The 2,088-nt window shown below is 46.6% G+C and carries 1 protein-coding gene; it reads right to left on the bottom strand.

Going from position 1 to position 2,088, the window contains the following annotated elements:
- Nucleotides 1–180 precede the first annotated feature (180 nt).
- Entirely contained in the window at nucleotides 181–1,845 is a 1,665-nt protein-coding gene (locus tag KDK17_RS07635; RefSeq protein WP_257287759.1) for an F-box/WD repeat-containing protein, read from the bottom strand.
- Between the last annotated feature and the right edge of the window lie 243 nt (nucleotides 1,846–2,088).

Genomic DNA, 2,088 nt, shown 5'->3' with positions numbered 1-2,088 from the left:
AACAGTGGTGCTGCAAAGAGTGAGTGTTTAATCATTCTATCCTTGCATTCTGGTGTGAAGAGGGGAAGGATAGATCAGGAAATAACGCTAGTTGTTACAAACTGCCCCAGAGAGGCTTTCAGCCCCGCCAGGACGTCGACTTTCACCGGTTCTCAGCAAAAAAGTACGCCCATTCGATCATCAATACTTCTTCCGAAGTTCAGTGATCCTCACCGTGTTATCTTTACAGACGGTCATCACATTTCGGCTATCGGGGCTGAAACTGGCTGCGGCTAATCCTTCCTCTTTTTGAATGAAGGCTTTTCGCAGCCATGACCCGTTGGTCTCCAGACCATAAATTTTCACTACACCGTCGACACTGGCGGTCAGCACATGACAAGCATCCGCACTGAAGGTGGCTGAGGCGACTTGATCCTGATGGACAATGCGGGCTTTTAGTGCCCATGATCCACCGGTCTGCAGGCTGATGATTTTCGCTGTGTCATCACTGGTGGTTACCACATGCTGGCAATCGGCACTGAAGTTTGCTGAGGTGACTTCCCTATAGTGTTTGATGCAGGCTTTTTCTTCCCATGATCCAGCATTCTGGCTATGGATTTTCGCCATTTTATCATCACTGGCGGTCACCACATGGCGGCAGTCGGCGCTGAAGTTGACTGATTGGATCAACCCATTATGTTCAATCGTGTCCATTTCTTTCCACGATCCATCAGCCTGCAGGTCATAGATTATTGCTGCGTCATTACTATGAGTGCTAGTGCTGAGGATCAGATGGCAGCTATTGGGGCTGAAGTTGGCCAGGAAGACAGGGTCTTCTAGTTTAATAGTGGATGTGACTACCCATAATCCCGAGTCCAACTGGCCATGAATTTCTATAACGCAATCCCTTGAAGCAAAAATTATCATGTGACGGCCATCAGGGCTGAGCGTGGCCGAAGTGATCAGATTTCTATGAAAAGTGTCCTCTACTTCCCATGAGTCATTGTTCCTTCGACCAATGATTTTCACCGTATTATGTGAACTGTGGGTCACCACACGGCGGCTATCAGCACTGAAAGTCGCTGAATTGATGTAATTCTTATGGGAAATGCAGGCCTTTTCTTCCCAAGATCCATGATCCTCCAGACCATGAATTTTTGCTGTGCCATCGTCACAGGCGGTGACCAGATAACGACCATCAGAGCTGAAGCTGGCTGAAGAGACCAAACGATTATGGGTAATGGTGTCTTTTACTTCCCATGATCCATTGGCCTCCCGGCAGTAGATTTTTGCTGTGTGATCACTACTGGCGGTTGCCAGGTGCTGCCCATCGGAGCTGAAAGTGGCTTCACGGACTTTACCACCATGGGTAATTTTGAGTGTTTCTACTAACTCAAATTTTCTGCATAAAGACATCAGTTGACTGTTGGTGAAAAGTAACTGAAGAGGAAAATAAATATTCTTTCGTTGTTCAATGAGTGTCTCGACAGTGCCCTTATTAGCAAACGGCTCCAACCAATTACGGAGTTGTTGCTCATCTTTTGTTTTAAGGGTGGCCTTTAGTTGGTCCAGGTATGGTGAAGGAAACCGGCGATTCCATGCTCTTCCCAAAGCGTTATTGTCTTTAACAAGATCGCGAAAATATCGGCATACCTTTGCTAAACGGGTAACCTCTCGTAAACCCAAATAGCGAACAATCTCTAACTGTGTTAATTCGGGCAAATACAAGAATGGAGCGTTATTGTTGTAATAAGGAGTAACGTCCCTACCTGCACTGACGCCCGATAGTGCTTCCTCCAGCGGTTGCTGCACAGGTGTTGGCAAGAGTGGTTCTTGTGTCCCGGAATTGCTGTTGATAGTGTTCATCTCTGATTGATCCGTAGCTTCAAAGTCAGTATTTATTCTCGCCTGGAAAGGACGTTTAAAATGGATTCGATCTGTTGGAGTCGGTTTTATAATGAAAGTTCAAAAAATATTGAAATCAGTGGAACCCAGTTGAAGAAGAGCACTGATCCGGGAAAATAACAGAATCTCGGCACCGTGCCCCATAGTTCGGGCAATACGGGACAGGTTGACTGAACCCATCCGGATGAGGCCAAAAATAACCAG

Source organism: Endozoicomonas sp. SESOKO2 (genome assembly GCF_024606245.1).
In the GTDB taxonomy this organism is placed as follows: Bacteria; Pseudomonadota; Gammaproteobacteria; order Pseudomonadales; family Endozoicomonadaceae; genus Endozoicomonas_A.
This window is presented reverse-complemented; position numbering and strand designations above follow the sequence as displayed.

Excerpts from the sequence above, each read along its gene's own strand:
- KDK17_RS07635 (WP_257287759.1), bottom strand. The coding sequence starts at position 1,845 with ATGAACACTATCAACAGCAATTCCGGGACACAAGAACCACTCTTGCCA.